The sequence below is a fragment of the Lachnotalea sp. AF33-28 genome (assembly GCF_003477885.1).
Classification (GTDB): domain Bacteria; phylum Bacillota; class Clostridia; order Lachnospirales; family Lachnospiraceae; genus AF33-28.
This window is the reverse complement of the sequence record NZ_QUEE01000003.1, coordinates 252,204-270,965: the sequence shown is the minus strand read 5'-3', so window position 1 is coordinate 270,965 and position 18,762 is coordinate 252,204. Positions and strand designations below refer to the sequence as shown.

The following is an 18,762-nucleotide window of genomic DNA, read 5'->3' as shown; positions in this document are numbered from 1 at the left end:
GCCAGGTTGATGACCTGCGCGCACATCAGTGCGCTTCTTTGTGCGGGCTTTGCGGGATCCCTATGAGGAATATACCCTGCCCTGTCTTGCGCTGCTTTATCGGCACCGTGAACAGTAATATAGTGGCTTTAGCGCCGCTGAAATGACAGCATGCTGCTGTTCACTTGAGCGGCGGTACAATGGAATGAAAGAAGGGAATCCGTTATGAATCATTATGAAATAATCGACATGGGCAGCTGGAAGCGGGCTGTGCACTGCGCGGTATTCAGAGACAGCGTGGAGCCGGCGTTCTGCGTGACGTTTGAACTGGATATCACCCGGTTTTTAAAAAGGGTGAAGGAGCTTCATTATTCCTTTACCATGTCCATGATCTATGCCGTGACGGAATGTGCCAATGAAATTGAAGAATTCCGCTGCCGTTTTGTGGATGGACAGGCCGTGCTATTCGACCGGATCGATACCGCTTTCACCTATCTGGATCCGGAGACAGAGCTCTTTAAAGTGGTGAATGTACCGATGGCTGATACGATGGAGGAATATGTGACAGAGGCTTTAAAGGCGGCCAGAGAGCAGAAAGAGTACTTTACAGGGCCTCTCGGTACGGACGTGTTTCAGTTTTCACCGATGCCTTGGGTTACCTATACCCATATCTCCCATACTAACTCCGGTAAAAAGGACAACGCAACCCCGCTTTTTGACTGGGGCAGATATTATGAAAGAGACGGCAAGGTACTTCTTCCCTTCTCTGTTCAGGCGCATCATTCCTTTGTGGACGGGCTGCATATCGGTAAACTTGCAAAAGCTCTGCAGGAGTATCTGGATGCCTGATGGCAGAACGGGAAACATAGAGGAAGCACACTGAAGTGTGCGCAGGCCATCAACTTTCGTACAGTAAAAGAGGGAAATAATCTTGAAAGTAACAGTATTGATTGAAAATAGTTCCAATTCGGATCTCATATGTGAACATGGGCTGAGCTTGTTTATTGAGTATAACGGTTTGAGATATCTTCTGGATGCCGGATCTACGGATGCTTTTCGGGAGAATGCATATCGCCTGCAGGTTTCGGTTAAGGATGCGGATATATGCATTTTATCCCACGGGCATTACGACCACTCAGGCGGTTTTGCCAGGTTTCTTGACGGCGGCAGGACAGCAGACATCTATGCGATGCGCCAGGTGGGGGAACCGCATTATTCCGGCTCCGGAGGCCGGCTTCATGAAATCGGTATACCCGAGGAGGTATGGCCGGTCTATAAGGAGCGTTTCAGGCTGATTGACGGCCGCACCCGCATCGCCGACGGCGTATATCTGCTGCCGCATGCTTCTAAAAATCTGGAAGAGATTGGTGCAAGGGCCGGGCTGTACAAGATGTGTGGCGAGAAACTGCTTCCGGATGACTTTTCCCATGAGTTAAGCCTTGTATTTGACACGGCGAAGGGCCTGGTGATTTTTAACAGCTGTTCGCATGCGGGAATCGTCAATATAATAGAAGAAACAAAATCCGCGTTCCCGCATAGAAAACTCTATGCATATCTGGGCGGCCTCCATATGAAAGGAAAGGAAAACGGCCGTGAGACATGCCTGTACACGGAAACAGAGATTCGGAAAATTGCGGATGCGCTTGACGCGGCGGGTCTTGAGCTGCTTTATACTGGCCATTGCACGGGCAGGCCGGCATATGAACAGCTTAAAATCCACCTGGGAAACCGGGTGCAGGAACTGACTACGGGAAGAATAATAATATTGTAGCTTGCTCACTGGCCGGGCAAAAATGCCGGTATTTCCGGCATTTTTGCACCCTCGACAGGCCTAGCCACATGCGCTGTCAATAAAATTTAATAATTAAGACCTCGAATTTTTTTTTATAACATGGTATAATGTCGAGAGACATTATACCTGCGCTGATTTTCGTCTGCGTAGCAGACTAATTCCATAGAAAATCATGCGCAACGCCCCAGAGGGGCTATGTCGGCTTGCCGACATAGTATAATGTCGAGAGACATTATACCTGCGCTGATTTTCGTCTGCGCAGCAGACAATTTCCATAGAAAATCATGCGCAACGCCCCAGAGGGGCCATGTCGGCTTGCCGACATGGCATAATGTCGAGAGACATTATACCTGCGCTGATTTTCGTCTGCGCAGTGCAGTCCGGTTTGAAAAGAGGATTGAATATGCTCAATGAGGCAAAAATAAAAATAATGACCAAAGCAGCCGTCTTTGAAGAAAAGCAGAAAAAGAAGGCGCTGCATATAAATCAGTATTACAAATTTGACTATGTAACTTATCATATCATTAAATGTGTGTTAGGTGCTACCGTATGCTATGGGCTGTTTGTGCTGATGTGGGTGCTGTATGATGCGGAGCGGCTGCTGACCGAATTCAGTGTGGACCGTCTGTTTCAGTTGGGAGAGATGGTCCTTTTAGGATATGTAGCATTTGCCCTGCTGTACGGTATAATTGCGGGTCTCATCTACAGCGCGCGCTATGATCAGGCCATGAAGAAGATGCGCCCCTATATGACTAACCTGAAGCGTCTTCAGAAATATTACTCGAAAGAAGGAAAGGATCAGACTTTATGATACAATTGTTGGAATTAAAAGAGCGGATTAAGCAGTTCTATACCAAATATGAACGCTTTATCACTCCTGCGGTAAAATTTTTATTGGCATTTGTCGCCCTGATGACGATCAATGCGAATGTGGGATTTATGAGCAGGCTGAACAGCATTTTTATCGTATTGGTATTGTCGCTGATCTGTGCGTTTTTGCCTTACGGCGGCATCACCTTTGTGATGATGGCTGTGGTTCTGGCTCATTTTACGGCGCTTTCCCTGGAAGTTGCGGTAACGGCTCTGGCGCTGTTTATAGTTGCAGCACTGCTTTACTACATGTTTCTGCCCGGTGACAGCATCCTTCTGATTCTGACGCCGCTGCTGTTTTTCCTGAAAGTGCCCTATATAGTCCCGGTTGCTGCGGGGCTTTTGTGCGGCATCACCTCAGCCATACCGCTTGCTTTCGGCGTTGTTATTTATTATATCATGCATTTTGTGAAGGACAGCGCGGGAATCCTCGCGGATACCGGATCGCTTACCATGCTTCAGAGATACACCCAGCTGATCAATTTCATCAAAGATAATGATCAGATGCTGCTTATGATCATAGCATTTGTGGCTACTATGCTGGTCGTATACTGCATCCGAAGGCTGTCCGTGGATCATTCCTGGGAGATCGCGATCATAACCGGGCTGGTTGTGAATATAATGTTGTTGCTGGCGGGCGTTTTTGTGCTTGATATCGATACGGCGACATTTTCCATCGCCGCTATCCTGGCACAGTCCTTTTTATCGGGGCTGCTGGCCTTTGTGCTCCAGTTCTTTTTCTTTTCAGTGGATTATTCCAGGACAGAGTACACCCAGTTTGAAGATGATGAATATTATTACTATGTTAAGGCTGTGCCCAAGAACACCGTGACAGCGCAGGATGTCCAGGTAAAACAGATCAATCCTAAAAATGCCAGGGGACAGAAAGAAGAGTAGAAGCCGCTTTTAGGGCAGGACGGTGAGGCGGGAACAACTTTGGGAGTGGATTATGGAGGAATTAAAAGCGTTTTGGAGCGATGCACTGGATAAGATTCCCAGAAGCATAGGCATCACCGATATTGTAGAGATTATTATCCTTGCGGTAGTGGTGTACCAGGTTATACTGTGGTTCAGAGACCGGCAGGCCTGGACCCTTCTGAAAGGAATTGCCATACTGATGGCATTTTATCTGCTGGCGGTTTTTTTCAAGTTGAACACGATAGTGTGGCTGGTAAATGCAGCCATCAATTATATCATCATAGCATTTGTGGTTATATTCCAGCCGGAGATCAGAAAGGCTGTGGAGCAGCTGGGAAGAAAACGGCTGTTTTCCCATATCCTGACCTTTGATAACGGCCGTATTGAAGAAAATTATATAACGGACAGAACGATCAATGAGATCGCCAGAGCGGCATATGAACTTGGAAAGACCAAGACAGGCGCTCTTATTGTGATACAGAAAGATATGTCACTGGCAGAATATGAAAGGACCGGAATAGAAGTTGATGCTATTGTAACAAGCCAGCTTCTGATCAATATATTTGAACATAATACGCCTTTGCATGACGGCGCGGTTATTGTCAGGGGAAACAGGGTGACGGCGGCTACCTGTTACCTGCCTCTGTCCGATAATACGTCCATCAGCAAGGAACTGGGCACCCGCCATAGGGCAGGTATCGGCATCAGTGAAGTGACGGATTCGTATACTGTGATTGTGTCGGAGGAGACCGGCGCGACATCCCTGGCAGCAGAGGGAGTGCTCAAGCGTAACTTAGACAGCGATACGCTGAAAGCGGAACTGGCCAGGATCCGTCCGGAGGAAGGGAATTCCCGCAAAAAAGGCATTAAACTGTGGAAGGGAAGGCTGAAGAGTGAAAAAAATAGTGACAAATAATTGGGCCCTGAAGTTGTTTGCCGTACTTTTCGCGTTTCTTTTGTGGATGGTAGTTGTGAATATTGATAATCCCTTCAGAAATAAGCCGATTACAAAAACGGTTGCCATACGCAATGAGCAGGTGCTGACTGACAATAATCTGACCTATACGGTGAATCAGAGCAGAACTGTGGAGCTGACCATACCGGTTCGCACGCTTTCATATAATAGTGTGAAAGCTGAAGATTTTAATGTATGGGTGGATTTATCCGAGTGGAACTCGGTGCTGGGCAATGTCCCGATCCATTGGGAATACCGCGGAGACAAGAGGCTGTTTGATTCTGACTCCGTTCGCTTAAGTACCCAGGTATTAAAGATCAGCGTGGAAGAGATGCAGACTTTAAACCGTAACATAGAAGTAGAACTGGTGGGCGAACCGGCAGAGGGCTATGCCATAGGCAGCACGGAAGTGATTCCGAGCAAGGTGGAGATACGGGCGCCGGAGTCCATTGCGAAGAAGATCGCCAAAGTCGTCGCAGTGCTGGACGTTACGGATGCGAGCAGCGATGTTTCATCGGAGGTCAAGCTCACCGTCTATGACGGCAATAATGAGGAGATATCGCTGGATAATGAGAAAATAACGATTTCAGCAGAGGCAGCCCTGGTCAAAGCGTCGGTGCTGACTATCAATTCTGTTCCTGTGGTGGTCGGAGAGGTAGGCGGTGTGCCGATGGAGGGATACCGGTATACTACATGGTCCTGTTCTGTGGAAAGGGCAAAGATTGCGGGCTCCAGGGCAGCAGCCGGAGCGATCACCAGCATTACGCTGGACTCAGAGCTGCTGGATGTGTCGGGAGCCAATGAGGATGTGGCTGTGGAGCTGGATCTGAATGATTATCTGCCCGAAGGGCTTCGGCTTGTGGGTATGGAGACCAGTAAAGTGACGGTTACACTGCACATTGAGCCTCTGACAAACAGAACGTTTGACATTACAAATGATAATGTGGATTTCCTGCACCGCAGGGATAACCAGGAGTACCGCCTGGCGGACGGTCAGACGCTGCAGCTCACTGTAATCGGACTGAAGGATGATCTGGATGCATTAACTCTGTCTGACCTTACGATTTCCATCAATGTAGAAGGGATGGATCCAGGATTATATACGCTGCCTGTTACAGTAGTACTTGATGACGCGTTCAGCCTGCAAAATGAAATTAACGCGATGGTTGAGATTACACTTGCCGATGAGGAAAGCGGCGGATCGACTTCCTCTGCTTCCGGAAGCACGGCAGCGCCGGAGTCCAGGCCTGCTGAGAGCACGGCAGCCAGCACAGCAGCAAAGCCTACTGCCGGAGAAAGCACCGCAGGTTCAGCATCAACCGCTGTGCAGACGGATGAAGCGGAGAGTACAACGGAATAATCTGTCAATGTGAATACCGTCCTGGACGGTAACACAGAGTCGATAAAGATACTGTATCAGAATAACGCAATGGAGGGATAATACTATGGTGAGCCAGAAAATTAAGATCAAAAATCCTACAGGCCTCCACTTGAGACCGGCGGGGATTTTATGTACGGAAGCGATGAAATTCCGTTCTACAGTAAAATTCCAGTTTAAGAACACCTATGCAAATGCGAAGAGTGTTCTAAGCGTGCTGGGAGCCTGCATCAAATGCGGAGATGAGATTGAATTTGTATGTGAGGGGGAGGACGAGGAGGACGCGCTGCGTGCGATGATCAGGATCGTTGAAGACGGTCTGGGAGAATAATGCGAGGGAGGTATTCACATGATGAGAGGGACGAATGCGTCTGCCGGCATTGGATTGGGCAAAGCCGTGATCCTAAAAGAGGCGGAAATAGTTATTAAGAGGGTTACAGTGGACGACAGGGAGGCTGAACAGAAACGGTTTCAGGATGCACTGGCCGTATTCATTGAGAATACGGAAAGGCTGGCAGAAGACATGGCGACGCGGATAGGGGAGAAAGAAGCGGAGATCCTGATCGGCCAGTCCTTTATGATGCAGGACCCGGAACTGACAGGAGCCATTGAGAGCGCCATCGCCAATGAAGGGACGAATACCGAGGCGGCGGTGGAGGATGTCTGCAATATGTATGCGGATATTTTCGCGTCTATGGATGACGAGCTGATGCAGCAGAGAGCCACGGATTTAAGGGATATTAAGACCAGAATTCAGAAAATCCTGCTGGGAGTTGAAGAGGTAAATATAAGCGATGTGCCGGAGGGCACCGTTATTATTGCCAGGGATCTGACACCGTCTGTGACGGCGGGCATCCGCCCGGAGCGCGTATCCGGTATTGTGACCGAGCTGGGCGGCAGGACTTCTCATTCCGCAATCCTGGCGCGTGCGTTGGAAATTCCGGCGGTAGTTGCCGTGGAAGGACTGACTGCGGCGGTGAAGGACGGGGATCAGATTGTTCTGGATGGCAGTGAGGGCATTGTATATGTTAACCCGGAAGATTGTGTTGTGGCGGAATATGAGGCGAAGCGGGAAACATATCTGAAAGAAAAGAAAGAGCTGGAAAAATATATAGGACAGCCTTCTGTAACGAAGGACGGCGTCAAGGTGGAGCTGGTGGGCAACATCGGAAAGCCGGAGGATGTGGAGAAGGTGCTGCAATATGACGGGGAAGGCGTTGGACTGTTCCGCACCGAGTTCTTATTTATGGACAGAACAGCGATGCCCACAGAGGACGAGCAGTTTGAAGCTTACCAGAAAGCGGCGATCATGCTGAAGGGAAAGCCGGTGATCATCCGAACGCTGGATATCGGCGGTGATAAGGAAATCCCTTACATGGGACTCACCAAGGAGGATAACCCCTTCCTGGGATATCGCGCAATCCGTTTCTGTCTGGACCGCACCGATATTTACAGGATACAGTTGCGCGCTCTGCTGCGCGCCAGCGCCTTTGGAAATATCAGGATTATGATCCCTCTAGTAACCTCCATAGAGGAATACCGGGGAGCGAAGGCCCTGATTGAAGAGCTTAAAGGTGAGCTTGACCGTGAGGGAATCGCATATAATAAGGACATTCAGGTGGGCATCATGGTGGAAACGCCGGCGGCTTCTCTGATTGCCGATCTGTTTGCGAAAGAAGCCGACTTTTTCAGCATCGGTACGAATGACCTGACACAGTATACGATGGCGGTGGACCGCGGCAACGGCAAGGTTTCCTATCTGTATTCGACCTTCCATCCCGCAGTGCTTAGAAGCATCCGCCATATCATAAGCTGCGGCCGCGAAGCCGGCATTATGGTGGGTATGTGCGGCGAGGCTGCCAGCGACCCGAACATGATTCCGCTGCTTCTGGCATTCGGACTGAATGAATTCAGCATGAGCGCGTCTGCCATCTTGAGTTCCAGAAAGCTGATCACAAATTACAGCGTCAAAGAACTGCAGGCGGTTGCGGAGAAAGCCTTGAGCCTTTCTACAGCGCAGGAGGTTGAGGATTACATGAAGGCGTTTACCGCTTCTGTGAAGGGCTGACTTAGGTAACCTGCTGACGAAAGACAAACTGCATAAGAAGGGAAGAAAGCGCATGCTTATCCTCTACCTGATATTCTATGTCATAAGCTATTTGTTCAGCCAAACCGGACATTATCTTTTGTCCGGTTTTGTTTTGATCGTCTCTGCTCTCGGTATGTACGGACATTTTTATATAAAAAGCCGCAGGCTCCTGGATTTAAGGGGCCTGCTTTGCCTGTCCTGGATCGGCGGGCAGGGCATTGCCTGTCTTAAGCTGTCCCATCTGGCTGCGGACTGGCAGCTCATGACATGGATCTGCTTTCTCGCATTTCCTCTCTGCTTCATAGGAGGATATAACCTGATCGCTAAAGTCAGATCACAGCCAGACGGTACAGTGCATGGGGACAGCAAAGAAACGCAGACGGATTCCCGGAGACTGCTTCTCTCTTCCGCGGTGATCCTCTGTTTTTCCGTTGCCGGCTTCATACTGGAAGCGGCGGTGCTCGGTTTTATACCGCTGTTTTCCAGCGAACCCCATGCATATTCCTATTTTCATCTCTCGGGAGTACACTATTTTACGGTCAGCGCGGTGCTGGTGCCGGCCCTGTCCGTGGCGTATCTGTGTAAAAAGCCGTCTTTTAGCAGGCGGGAGCTCTTTTTATGGCTGGGGATGGACCTGCTGGCGTTTCTGATCCCGGTGCTGTGCGTTTCACGGTTTCAGCTGATTGTGGCGGTGGTGCTGGCGCTGTTTGTATATATGATGCTGGCGAAGCACTGGAAGGCCTGGTATATCCTGGTGGCGCTTGCGGCGCTTGCGGCACTGTATGTGGGACTTACTTTTGCAAGGCGCCATGATGTGGAATACCTAAACGGCATATTTGAGATGAAAAATGAGCATATGCCCATCTTTGTCACCCAGCCGTACATCTATATCGCCAACAACTATGACAATTTCAACTGTCTGGTGGAACAGCTGCCGGAACATACCTGGGGACTAAGGATGTGTTTTCCTCTGTTCGCCCTTACCGGACTGAAGTTTTTAAGGCCGGAACTGGTGAGCTTTCCGATCTACATCACAAAGACAGAATTAACCACGGTGGGAATCATTTATGACGCCTATTATGACTTCGGGATTGCCGGAGTAATCGGTTTTGGGCTGCTGCTAGGCGCCGGCTGCGCCCTTCTGACCCGTTTTACCCATCGGCACAAAAATCCGGCTTCCTACCTGTTTTATGCCCAGATTACACTGTATCTGCTGCTTTCTTTCTTCACCACCTGGTTCAGCAATCCCACCACATGGTTCTGGCTGGCCCTCACGGCGGCGGTGTGGTTTGCCTGCGGAAAAAGAGGCGTGGCCAGGAGGAAAGTTTAGGAGCATTTGACACGGCGGTCCGCCTGTGTTATACTTCAGTTGCAGCTGCGCAAAAAGCAAACACGCTGAAGTGTGTGCAGGTCTTCAGCCTCTGGCTGGTGACATGAGAAAGGAGTGGTGTTTATGAAAAATTCAAAGGTGGTATTTTTTCATTGAAACTAAATAGCGGGCATGGCTTGCTGTGCCATACTACAGCTCCTTTTGTGTATACTGCGCGAACAGACAGATAAATCAGACTATTTTGCAGCACACCGTTAAGGTGTGCTTTTTGTATGCCTTTTTCGCGGAAATCACAGCAGCCATACACCGCTGACGATCAGAAAATGTTCAGGAGGAAACGGATTGAATATCAGCGAGTATGGATGGACGGCTGAAAGGGAAGCCGCATTTTTGCGGGGCAGAGGAACTGTCCCCGCCAGGATAATTTCTGTACAGAGAGGCCTTTACGGCATTGTATCAGAATATGGAGAAGGAACCGCCAGGCTGAAGGGCGGGATATACTATAACGGTATGACGGATAAATTTCCTACAATCGGAGATTTTGTGGAAGTGACCATTTTGGAAGGAGGGGACGGTCAGATCGTAAAAACCCTGGAGCGCAGCTCCTGTTTCTCCCGCAAGGACCCCTATGCAGGGGTGGGAGAACAGCTTGTGGCGGCAAATATTGACTATGTGTTTCTGATGATGTCCATGAATCAGAATTTTAACCTGCAGCGCCTGCAGCGTTACCTAACCGTCGCGTGGCAGAGCGGAGGAACACCCGTGGCGGTGCTGACAAAAGCGGATCTTGTACAGGATGTGCAGGCATGGACGGACCGGGTCAGCCGGGCCGCTCCCGGAGTGGATGTGCTGGCAGTCAGCGCTGTGACCGGCTTCGGCCTGGAAAGCCTGGACAGATACCTTATACCAGGAAAAACAGTGGTGTTCCTGGGCTCTTCCGGCATAGGGAAATCCAGCCTGCTCAATGTTCTGGCAGGCGGAGAGCTTATGAAGACCGGAGAAATCCGCGAACCGGATGCCAGAGGGCGCCACACAACCACAAACCGTCAGATGTTTCTGCTGAAAAGCGGCGCGCTGGTGATCGACACGCCCGGCATGCGGGAGCTGGGCGCATGGGAGGTGACCGAAGGAATGACCGAAACTTTCGGCGATCTAAAGCTGCTGTCCGAACAGTGCAGATTTTCCGACTGCACCCACACAACGGAACCCGGCTGCGCCGTGCGCGCAGCCATTGAGAGCGGAGAACTGTCTGCGGACAAGCTGAAGCTATACCGACAGCTGGAGCGTGAAAACGCCTATGCGATACGAAGGGAAAGACGCAGACAAATCCTCGGCAGTCGCGCGGGCCGAAAGCCGGAGAAGCGGCAGAAACACAAAAACGCTGCGCGGCAGCAGGACTGGTAAAAGTAACAGGTAACATGTGTTTTGTTATTGTTCACGGCTGCCGATAAAGCAGCGCATGTCGGTACAGAGTATGCTCCTCATTGGGATCCCTTGAAGCCCGCCGGTTCTTTTGCTGCGTAGTTTGCAGCATTAGAACCGCTGCGCGCTTCACGGAGCAAGAGCGTGTCCCAATGAGGAGCATACTCTGTACCGACATGCGCGGGACGTTTACGACAGCTGTGAATAGTAACTGTGTTTTACGTGCTCCGCCTGCGTTCGTCCTTTACTTTTATTGGGCGGTAGTGTAAAATGGTACTCAAGTAAAATACAGGCAGAAAAGAGAATGTCTATGAAAAAATATGATTATGTGCTGGTGGGAGCGGGCCTGTTTTCAGGGGTATTTGCCTATCAGGCCGTACAGAAGGGAAGGACCTGTCTGGTGGTGGAAAAGAGGGACCATCTGGGCGGAAATATATACTGTGAGAATATAGAAGGGATTAATGTGCACAAATACGGCGCTCATATCTTCCATACCTCGGATCAACGCGTATGGGACTTTGTGAACAGCCTGGCTCCGTGCAACCGCTATACTAACAGCCCGATCGCCAACTATAAAGGCGAGATCTATAATATGCCTTTTAACATGAATACCTTTAATAAACTCTGGGGTGTGAGGACTCCTGCAGAGGCCGAAGAGATGCTTACGCAGCAGAGAAAAGATGCGCCGGAGACACCTTCCAATCTGGAAGAACAGGCTATCCGTCTTGTGGGCAGGGATATCTATGAAAAGCTGATCAAAGGTTATACGGAGAAACAGTGGGGGCGTGACTGCAGAGACCTGCCCAGTTTTATCATTAAACGTCTTCCCGTGCGTTTCACCTATGACAATAACTACTTTAACGACCGTTATCAGGGAATTCCAGAGGGCGGTTATAATGTGCTGATTGACAAGCTGTTTGCCGGCTGCGATGTGGAATTGGGCGTGGATTATCTGAAGAACCGCTCGTATTATGACAGCCTGGGAGATACAGTGATATATACCGGCATGATTGACGCATTTTATGAATACTGCTTTGGCCGGCTGGAATACCGCAGCCTGCGCTTCGAAACGGAAGTGCTGGAGGAGAAGAATTACCAGGGTGTTGCTGTGGTGAACTATACCGACAGAGAGACTCCTTATACCAGGATCATCGAGCATAAACATTTTGAGTACGGCACTCAGGAGAAGACTGTCATAACAAAAGAGTACCCGGCAGACTGGACCTACGGCATGGAGCCGTATTATCCGGTGAACGACGAGAAAAACCAGGCGCTCTATCGGCAATATGCCGAGAAAGCCGGGCAGGAGGATAGGGTGATTTTCGGCGGACGTCTGGGCGAATACAAATATTACGATATGGATAAGGTGATCGCTTCGGCGCTGGCCCTGTCAGACCGTGTCCTGTCCTGACATATGTCGGGTATTTGAGGAATTATGAAAGGGAAGCACATGGAAGTGTGCGTAGGTCATCAACCTGCGGTTGGTGACAATTACAGTATGGAGGTACTAAGGATGCAGGCAGTGATACTGGCCGCCGGAATGGGTAAGAGGCTGAAGGAACTTACGCAAAACGCAACCAAATGCATGGTGAAGGTGAACGGAGAGACGCTGATTGAACGCGCCCTAACACAGCTGGACCGTCTGAATCTGTCCAGGATTGTGCTGGTGATTGGGTATCAGGGGGAGAAGCTTAAGGATTACGTGGCGAAGCTGCCCATTCAGACGCCGGTGGAATATGTGGAGAACAGCATTTATGACAGGACCAACAACATTTATTCTCTGTATCTGGCCCGCGGTTATCTGCTGGCGGAGGACACGCTGCTGCTGGAATCCGATATTATATTTGAAGAGAATGTTTTAAAAAGGCTGGTGGATCATCCGTACCCCAGCCTTGCTTTGGTTGCAAGATATGAGAGCTGGATGGACGGCACCGTGGTCACACTGGATGAAGAGGACTGCATCCTGGATTTCATCGGCAAGAAGAATTTCCGTTTTGAGGATACGAAACGCTATTATAAGACGGTGAATATCTATAAATTCAGCAAGGAATTTTCTGCAAGCCACTATGTGCCCTTTCTGGAGGCTTACTGCAAGGCGCTGGGCAATAACGAATACTATGAGCAGGTGCTGAAGGTGATCACGCTGCTGGACCGCCCGGAGATCAAGGCGGTGCGCCTGGAGGATGAGATCTGGTACGAGATTGACGATGAACAGGACCTGGATATCGCGGAGTCTCTGTTTGCAAAGGGCCCGGATAAACTTAAAAAATATCAGAAACGGTACGGCGGCTATTGGCGGTATCCGGGCATGCTGGATTTCTGTTATCTGGTGAACCCGTTCTACCCATGCCCGAAGCTTCTGGATGAAATGAAAGCTAGCTTTGATCTGCTGGTGGGGAGCTATCCTTCCGGCATGGAGGTAAACAGCCTGCTGGCCGCCAAGTACTTCGGGCTGAAAAAGGAACAGGTCTTAGTGGGCAACGGCGCGGCGGAATTAATCAAGGCGCTGATGGAGGAGCTCACCGGCAGGATCGGCGTGGTCATGCCCACCTTTGAAGAATACCCCAACCGCGTGGACCCGGACCGGCTGGTGTGTTATGTGCCGTCGAATCCGGATTTTGCCTACACATCGTCGGATCTTATGGAATTTTTTGCAGATAAGGGGATCTCCGCGCTGGTACTGATTAATCCGGACAACCCTTCCGGCAATTTTATAGAGAAAACGGATCTGCTGGATCTTGTGGATTTTGCGGTGGATCTGGGGATTACCGTTGTGGTTGACGAGTCCTTTGTGGATTTCGCCGACTGCTGTGAGAGCGCCACCCTGCTGGAGCCCTGGATATTGAAACGCTATCCGGAACTCATTGTGGTGAAAAGCATCTCCAAGTCTTACGGAGTGCCGGGCCTGCGCTTAGGGATCCTCGCCAGCGGCAATGAGTTCCTGATCCGTCAGCTCAAAAAGGAAGTGGCGATCTGGAATATCAATTCCTTCGGTGAATTTTATCTGCAGATCTGCGAAAAGTATAAAGGCAGCTATCAGGATGCCATACGGCAGTTTCAGCAGGTGCGCGCGGCATTTGTGAAAGAGCTGTCCGCCGTTCCCGGACTTAGGACAGTCCCCACACAGGCTAACTACGTGATGTGTGAGCTCATAAACGGCGGCAGTGCTGCGGACCTGGCTTCCCGTCTGCTGAATGATTATAAGATACTGATTAAGGACCTGTCCTCGAAAAAAGGGTTTGAAAACCGCCAGTATATCCGCCTTGCCGTGCGCAGACGGGAGGAAAATGAGCGGCTGACGGCGGCTCTTAGGGAATGCCTGAATGAGCCGGAACGCACGGAAGGTGCAGAGAAGAGGTAAATATGCGGGAGTATGATGAAGCGACGCTGAAGCGGCTGCAGTCGGTTGAATTGAATATACTGAAGGATTTTATATATCTGTGCCGCAAATACAATCTCACCTGGTTTTCTTTTGCGGGGACTGCTATAGGCGCTCTGCGCCACAAGGGCTTTATCCCCTGGGATGACGACATCGATGTATGCCTGCCGAGAAAGGATTATGAGACCTTTCTCCGGGTTGCGGATGAGGAATTTGGGGAAAAATATTATATAATGAATGCTGAGGTCAATGAACATTATCCTCTGACCACCACCAGATGGATGGTGAAAGGAACGAAATTCAGGGAAGAGGCCTTAAAGGACATTGACTGCCCCTTGGGGATTTTTCTGGACATTTATCCTTTCGACTATGTATCGGATGATGAGAAGGAGTATCGCAGGCAGGCGTTTACAGCCTGGTTCTGGAGCAAAATACTGATTTTAAGGTGCGTGCCCCAGCCTGTGATCGCCGGCAGCGGCTGGAAGGTATCGCTCGCTAAGGCGGTCTGCCGTTTTGGACATGGCGCGCTGCGCCTGTTTGGAGTTTCCAGGCGCAGGCTGTATGAAAGATGCAAAAAGGCCATGATGCGCTATGACGGAGAGAAAACAGGCAGGCTGAGTTATCTCTGTGACACCAACCGTTTCTGGAATACGATCCGTGTGGAGGATTTGTATCCATTAAGACAGGAGCCCTTTGAGGATGTTATGGTGAATTTCCCCTGTCATATAGAAAAAATGCTGGAGCAGATGTGGCCGGATTTCATGACACTGCCTCCGGTGGAAAAGCGGAAGAACCATTATCCGTATGAATTGGAGTTTGGAGATAGCCTTGGACAGAATCCGTAAGCTGGTGATCGGCAGCGAAGAGAATTTAAGAAAGAAAAATATCCTGTGGAATATGGTCGGCAGCATGGTATATTCTTTTGCAACCATGCTGCTGTCTGTGGCCGTGCTCCGTGTGCTGGGAGAAGGGCCGGGAGATATATTCGTATACGCGTTTACAGCGGGTCAGCAGCTGCTGACCATCGCCTATTTCGGCGTGCGCACCTTTCATATTACCGATATAGGGGGGGAGTATACCTTCGGGGATTATCTGGCTTTACGCTATATAACCTGCGGTATCACTGTGGCCGGAGGCCTTGTATGGGCACTGACCGGCGACCGCTCCCGGGAAGAGGCGCTGATTCTGTTTCTAATGGTATTTTATAAGATGCTGGACGGTTTCGCCGATGTGTATGAATCGGAGTTCCAGAGGAGCGGCAGGCTTCATCTGACCGGCAAATCCAGCACCTTCCGCACCCTTTTATCCGTAACCGCTTTTGTGGTATGCATGTATACCTCCAGAAGCCTTAGGTTATCCTGCGCGGCAGCGGTGGCGGCAGGCATTGCCGGCGTATGGCTGTTTGACGCGGTGATATTAAAAGCGGTGCCGGATGTGAATTACAGAGTTGATTTTTGGCACTGCCGGCGTCTGCTTGTCAGCTGCCTTTCCATCGCGCTGGCTTCCTTTTTGGAGCTCTACGTGTTTAGTGCCGCCAAATATGGCGTGTACAATTATTTGGAAGAGGGAGCGGCCTCCGCCTTTAATGCGATATTCCTACCCACCTCCATCATCAACTTGGCGGCAGGATTTGTGCTGCGTCCCATGCTGACCATGTTATCCAGACGGTGGCAGCAGCAGGCCATACGGCATTTCTGCACCGTGGTGGCCAAAACTGTACTGCTGATAGCGGCTCTGACCGTCCTGGCTCTGGGAGTGGGGTGGTTTGCAGGCATTCCGGTGCTGGAACTTGTCTATCATCTGAAGCTGTCGGAATACAGGAACGCCCTGCTGATTATCGTTGCCGGAGGCGGACTGTACGCCTGTACCACGCTGTTTTATTACGTGCTGGTGATCCTGCGGCGCCAGGCTGCTCTGCTGATCGGTTATGGGGCCGCGGCTGCGGCCGCGCTGGTGATCACGGCCCCCATGGTCCGGCGCTGGGGCATGGCCGGAGCGGCGGCTTCCTACTGTGCACTGATGGGCATGCTGGTATTGATCTTTATGCTCTGCTCTGCGGCAGGAGTGCTGCGGGCCCGCGCAGCGCTGCGCAAATCGCAGTAATAAGGCATGATTTAAGAAAATCGGAAGAAAGAGGAATACCCCATGGAAAGAAAAGTGGATGTGATCATACCGACTTATCATCCTGACGATAAATTCCGGGTGCTGATGCGCATGCTGCGCAGGCAGACCTGCCCGATCCATAAAATCATAGTGATGAATACCGGCGATGTGCTGAAGGATGAGGAACACTATATGCTGCACAGCGCGAAGCATAATGTGAAGCTGGAGGTGAACCATATACCCCCTGAGGAATTTGATCACGGCGGCACCAGAAATGCGGCCGCCATGGCCTCCACCGCGGATATCCTGGTATTTCTGACCCAGGACGCGGTGCCGGCGGACGAATATCTGATCGAACGCCTCGTGGCGCCCTTCGATCAGTATCCGAATCTGGCCATATCCTACGGGCGGCAGCTTGCGGCGCCGGACTGCGGCGTGATCGAAGCCTATACGCGCAGCTTTAACTACCCGGATAAAAGCTTCGTGAAAACAGGGGAGGATATCCCGAGGCTTGGGATCAAGACATTTTTCGCATCCAATGTCTGCGCCGCCTACCAGCGGGACATTTACGATGAACTGGGCGGATTCGTCACCAAAACCATATTTAATGAAGACATGATCTATGCGGGGAAGGCCATTCAGGCGGGGTATGGCATCGCCTACGCGGCGGATGCTAGGGTGATCCATTCCCATAACTACAGCAACCTAAAACAGTTTAAACGCAATTTTGACCTGGCGGTATCCCAGAAGGATCATCCGGAGATCTTTGGCGGCATTAAGTCGGAGAGCGAGGGGGTGCGCCTGGTAAAACAGACGGCATCCTATCTGTGGAAACAGAGGAAAGGGTATCTGATTCCGTCCCTGATCCTAAAAAGCGGCTGCAAATATATGGGATATTTCCTGGGAAAACGCTATGACAGGCTGCCCATCTGGCTGATTAATAAGTGTACGATGAATAAAAGATATTGGAGAGATTATGGAACCATTGGTGAGCGTATGCATACCGGCTTACAATAATGAGGGAACGATCGAAGAGACCGTGCGGTCCGTCCTGGCCCAGACTTATAATAACCTGGAGCTTGTGGTGGTGGATGACTGTTCTACGGACCGCACGGCAGCACTCGCGGAGGCATTTACCGATGCCAGAGTCCGGGTGGTGCGCAATGAGAAGAATCTCGGCATGGCAGGAAACTGGAATAAATGCATAGAGGAAGCGCGGGGAGAATTTGTCAAGCTGCTCTGCGCGGACGACATCCTTTATCCGGACAGCATTAAAGAGGAGGCGAAAGGCCTGGCCTCGGATCCTTCTATAGTGCTGGCCATGAGCGATACGGCTCTGATCGATATCACGGGTAAACGTGTGGGAACGTTTAAACGCTGGCCTGTAAACGGCCGGATGGACGGCCGTAAGCTGGCGAAGCGCTCTCTGCTATTCAATAATTTTTTCGGCGCGCCCTGCAACAATACCTTCCGCAGGTCTGCGGCGCTTAAGGCCGGAGGGTTTGACAGAAGGTTCCGCTATATACTGGATTTTGACTTTTGGGTCAGCCTTTCCTGCATGGGGGATGTGTATATCATCCACCGGTTTCTGAACGGGTTCCGGCTTAGGCATGACTCCAATACCGGAGAGGTCATGGGCAGCGGAGAAAAAGGGGACGCTTATATCGAAGAGCATAAAGAACTGGTATATAAGCATGCGGCTCTGCATGTGCTGAAGCTGAACCGGCTTCAGACGTCATTCAGCATCTGGTTTCGCAGGGTGAGAAGCTGCGTCATACACATCTATCTGAAACTGTTTACGAAGTAGTACAGGGGTATAAAACGCATGAAAAAACTGGCTATAATACCGGCATACAATGAAAGCATGAATATCACAAAAACGGTGGAGGATATCCTGAACAATGCCCCCGGATTTGATTATGTGATTGTCGACGACTGCTCTACGGACGCGACCAGATCGGTCTGCCGTGAGAGAGGTTTTAATCTGCTGCATCTGCCCGCCAATCTGGGGATCGGAGGCGCGGTGCAGACCGGCTATCAGTATGCCAGGGATTTCGGCTACGATATTGCGGTGCAGTTTGACGGGGATGGGCAGCACAGCGCGGCTTATTTAGAGACAATGGTGAAGGAGCTTAAGGAAAAGCAGCTGGATATGGTCATCGGTTCCCGCTTTATCCGGAAAGAGGGATTTCAGTCCACCGCATTCAGACAGCTGGGGATCCGCTATTTCAGCCTACTGATCCGCGCCGTAACAGGCCATACCATCACCGATCCGACTTCGGGCATGCGCATGGTGAACCGGGATCTGATCGAATTCTTCGCGGTGGATTATCCCAAGGACTATCCGGAGCCGGAAAGCGTCAGCGCGGTTTTAAGAAACGGCAAAAGGGTCGGCGAGGTGCCGGTCATCATGCGGCAGAGGGCCGGAGGCGTCTCCTCCATTTCTCCATCCAGATCCATATATTATATGGTGAAGGTGACGCTGGCCATACTGATGGTGCTGCTGCGCAGAAAGCAGCTATAGAGTGTGCCGGCGTTTGACTTCGG

17 protein-coding genes are annotated in these 18,762 nt (G+C 50.7%); all 17 read left to right on the top strand.

The features are described 5' to 3' along the window. Nucleotides 1–204 precede the first annotated feature (204 nt). The 17 genes from DWZ56_RS05810 (at nt 205) to DWZ56_RS05730 (ending at nt 18,739) form a co-directional block, all read left to right on the top strand. Nucleotides 205–828 (top strand): CatA-like O-acetyltransferase, encoded by a 624-nt coding sequence (locus DWZ56_RS05810; RefSeq protein WP_118555445.1) that lies wholly within the window; start codon nt 205–207, stop codon nt 826–828. Nucleotides 829–910: 82 nt separating this feature from the next. Beyond that, nucleotides 911–1,750 (top strand): MBL fold metallo-hydrolase, encoded by an 840-nt coding sequence (locus tag DWZ56_RS05805; RefSeq protein WP_158584465.1) that lies wholly within the window; start codon nt 911–913, stop codon nt 1,748–1,750. Between the two features lie 424 nt (nt 1,751–2,174). Further along, the gene (locus DWZ56_RS05800) at nt 2,175–2,582 is read left to right on the top strand and encodes a hypothetical protein (RefSeq protein ID WP_118555443.1); all 408 of its coding nucleotides are present in this window, start codon (nt 2,175–2,177) and stop codon (nt 2,580–2,582) included. Then, the gene (locus DWZ56_RS05795; protein WP_118555442.1) at nt 2,579–3,538 is read left to right on the top strand and encodes an ABC transporter permease; all 960 of its coding nucleotides are present in this window, start codon (nt 2,579–2,581) and stop codon (nt 3,536–3,538) included. Before DWZ56_RS05800 ends, DWZ56_RS05795 begins: the two co-directional genes overlap by 4 nt. Before the next feature lie 52 nt (nt 3,539–3,590). Next, the gene (gene cdaA / locus DWZ56_RS05790; protein ID WP_118555441.1) at nt 3,591–4,475 is read left to right on the top strand and encodes a diadenylate cyclase CdaA; all 885 of its coding nucleotides are present in this window, start codon (nt 3,591–3,593) and stop codon (nt 4,473–4,475) included. Then, nucleotides 4,453–5,874, top strand: coding sequence for a CdaR family protein (locus DWZ56_RS05785; RefSeq protein ID WP_118555440.1), 1,422 nt, complete (start codon nt 4,453–4,455; stop codon nt 5,872–5,874). Before cdaA ends, DWZ56_RS05785 begins: the two co-directional genes overlap by 23 nt. 85 nt (nt 5,875–5,959) lie before the next feature. Then, entirely contained in the window at nt 5,960–6,223 is a 264-nt protein-coding gene (locus DWZ56_RS05780) for an HPr family phosphocarrier protein (RefSeq protein ID WP_118555439.1), read from the top strand. A gap of 18 nt (nt 6,224–6,241) precedes the next feature. Further along, nucleotides 6,242–7,960 carry a phosphoenolpyruvate--protein phosphotransferase gene (gene ptsP / locus DWZ56_RS05775; RefSeq protein WP_118555438.1) on the top strand — a complete coding sequence of 573 codons (1,719 nt, stop codon included), beginning with the start codon at nt 6,242–6,244 and terminating at the stop codon, nt 7,958–7,960. Nucleotides 7,961–8,012: 52 nt separating this feature from the next. After that, nucleotides 8,013–9,311, top strand: a complete 1,299-nt coding sequence (locus DWZ56_RS05770; protein WP_118555437.1) for an O-antigen polymerase — start codon at nt 8,013–8,015, stop codon at nt 9,309–9,311. Between the two features lie 342 nt (nt 9,312–9,653). Then, nucleotides 9,654–10,715 (top strand): ribosome small subunit-dependent GTPase A, encoded by a 1,062-nt coding sequence (rsgA, locus tag DWZ56_RS05765; protein WP_243095091.1) that lies wholly within the window; start codon nt 9,654–9,656, stop codon nt 10,713–10,715. A gap of 328 nt (nt 10,716–11,043) precedes the next feature. Continuing rightward, the gene (gene glf, locus DWZ56_RS05760) at nt 11,044–12,144 is read left to right on the top strand and encodes a UDP-galactopyranose mutase (protein ID WP_118555436.1); all 1,101 of its coding nucleotides are present in this window, start codon (nt 11,044–11,046) and stop codon (nt 12,142–12,144) included. Between the two features lie 102 nt (nt 12,145–12,246). After that, on the top strand, nt 12,247–14,094 hold the full coding sequence (locus DWZ56_RS05755; RefSeq protein WP_118555435.1) for an aminotransferase class I/II-fold pyridoxal phosphate-dependent enzyme: 1,848 nt from the start codon (nt 12,247–12,249) through the stop codon (nt 14,092–14,094). Nucleotides 14,095–14,096: 2 nt separating this feature from the next. Beyond that, nucleotides 14,097–14,957: a LicD family protein gene (locus DWZ56_RS05750; protein ID WP_118555434.1), complete on the top strand. Its 861-nt coding sequence runs from the start codon at nt 14,097–14,099 to the stop codon at nt 14,955–14,957. Next, a complete protein-coding gene (locus DWZ56_RS05745; RefSeq protein WP_118555433.1) occupies nt 14,941–16,215 on the top strand; it encodes a lipopolysaccharide biosynthesis protein in 1,275 nt (424 codons plus the stop codon). The genes DWZ56_RS05750 and DWZ56_RS05745 overlap by 17 nt, the downstream gene beginning before the upstream one ends. Before the next feature lie 42 nt (nt 16,216–16,257). Then, on the top strand, nt 16,258–17,232 hold the full coding sequence (locus DWZ56_RS05740; RefSeq protein WP_118555432.1) for a glycosyltransferase family 2 protein: 975 nt from the start codon (nt 16,258–16,260) through the stop codon (nt 17,230–17,232). Continuing rightward, the gene (locus DWZ56_RS05735) at nt 17,192–18,022 is read left to right on the top strand and encodes a glycosyltransferase family 2 protein (protein ID WP_118555431.1); all 831 of its coding nucleotides are present in this window, start codon (nt 17,192–17,194) and stop codon (nt 18,020–18,022) included. Before DWZ56_RS05740 ends, DWZ56_RS05735 begins: the two co-directional genes overlap by 41 nt. 18 nt (nt 18,023–18,040) lie before the next feature. Then, the gene (locus DWZ56_RS05730) at nt 18,041–18,739 is read left to right on the top strand and encodes a glycosyltransferase family 2 protein (protein WP_118555430.1); all 699 of its coding nucleotides are present in this window, start codon (nt 18,041–18,043) and stop codon (nt 18,737–18,739) included. Nucleotides 18,740–18,762: the final 23 nt, after the last annotated feature.

Bases quoted from the DNA above. Each gene is read 5' to 3' on its own strand.
- DWZ56_RS05810 (WP_118555445.1), top strand. From the start codon at position 205: ATGAATCATTATGAAATAATCGACATGGGCAGCTGGAAGCGGGCTGTG.
- DWZ56_RS05800 (WP_118555443.1), top strand. From the start codon at position 2,175: ATGCTCAATGAGGCAAAAATAAAAATAATGACCAAAGCAGCCGTCTTT.
- DWZ56_RS05795 (WP_118555442.1), top strand. From the start codon at position 2,579: ATGATACAATTGTTGGAATTAAAAGAGCGGATTAAGCAGTTCTATACC.
- cdaA (WP_118555441.1), top strand. From the start codon at position 3,591: ATGGAGGAATTAAAAGCGTTTTGGAGCGATGCACTGGATAAGATTCCC.
- DWZ56_RS05780 (WP_118555439.1), top strand. From the start codon at position 5,960: ATGGTGAGCCAGAAAATTAAGATCAAAAATCCTACAGGCCTCCACTTG.
- ptsP (WP_118555438.1), top strand. From the start codon at position 6,242: ATGATGAGAGGGACGAATGCGTCTGCCGGCATTGGATTGGGCAAAGCC.
- DWZ56_RS05770 (WP_118555437.1), top strand. From the start codon at position 8,013: ATGCTTATCCTCTACCTGATATTCTATGTCATAAGCTATTTGTTCAGC.
- glf (WP_118555436.1), top strand. From the start codon at position 11,044: ATGAAAAAATATGATTATGTGCTGGTGGGAGCGGGCCTGTTTTCAGGG.
- DWZ56_RS05755 (WP_118555435.1), top strand. From the start codon at position 12,247: ATGCAGGCAGTGATACTGGCCGCCGGAATGGGTAAGAGGCTGAAGGAA.
- DWZ56_RS05750 (WP_118555434.1), top strand. From the start codon at position 14,097: ATGCGGGAGTATGATGAAGCGACGCTGAAGCGGCTGCAGTCGGTTGAA.
- DWZ56_RS05740 (WP_118555432.1), top strand. From the start codon at position 16,258: ATGGAAAGAAAAGTGGATGTGATCATACCGACTTATCATCCTGACGAT.
- DWZ56_RS05735 (WP_118555431.1), top strand. From the start codon at position 17,192: ATGGAACCATTGGTGAGCGTATGCATACCGGCTTACAATAATGAGGGA.
- DWZ56_RS05730 (WP_118555430.1), top strand. From the start codon at position 18,041: ATGAAAAAACTGGCTATAATACCGGCATACAATGAAAGCATGAATATC.